Annotated in this window: 1 protein-coding gene; it reads right to left on the bottom strand. The window is 68.2% G+C overall.

All coding sequences use genetic code 11. The annotated features are described in order from the left end of the window. On the bottom strand, nucleotides 1–436 hold a 436-nt coding region (locus tag ACNFOC_RS54990; RefSeq protein WP_416966396.1), incomplete at its 3' end, for an NAD(P)-binding protein. Nucleotides 437–642: the final 206 nt, after the last annotated feature.

Here is a 642-nt window from a genome sequence, read left to right as displayed (position 1 = left end):
TATCGCTCAGTTCCAGATTCCCGGCCTGATTAAAAATACCGGTAATCCGCAGGCACCAGGCACGCTCGGCAGCGTCAGCTGTGTATAAGAGACAGGCATGGAGTGCGCCCCATGCGCTCCCTCCGGGCGCCGGAGCGCCCGCACGGTGGTGGCGGCCGTCGCTGTGGAGGAGGACCCCCGGTGCGAAGGGGCGCAGCACCAGGGCGTCGAGGCCCGGGGTCAGGCGTAGTTCGGGGTACGAGGTGGACAGGAACTGTCCGATCCGGTCGAGCCGGAACCCGTCGACCTTCTCGGTCGACATACGGCCCCCCACGTAAGGGGCGGCCTCCAGGACTGCGGTCGTTACTCCTGCGCTGATCAGCCGATGCGCCGCGGCGAGTCCGGCGACCCCGGCCCCCACGACGACTACGTCCGCCTGGTACGCGGGCTCAAGCACGTGCCCCTCCTCGAGGTTGCGCGGCCGGTGGAGACGTCATGCCCCCAACAGCCTCCAGGGATACCCGAGTTCGGGTCGAGGTTAGGGCCGTGATCGGTCAACGGGAGTCGCGCATACACAGGGCACGGTCGCACGGCGGTCGCATACGGTCGCCGAGAGTCATCATCGGGGGTCAAACGGTCATCGCCGCGCGCCCGCCCTTCACC

The sequence above is a fragment of the Streptomyces colwelliae genome (assembly GCF_048158785.1).
In the GTDB taxonomy this organism is placed as follows: Bacteria; Actinomycetota; Actinomycetes; order Streptomycetales; family Streptomycetaceae; genus Streptomyces.
Note: the sequence above shows the minus strand (reverse complement) of the source record. Positions and strands in the feature narration are given on the sequence as shown.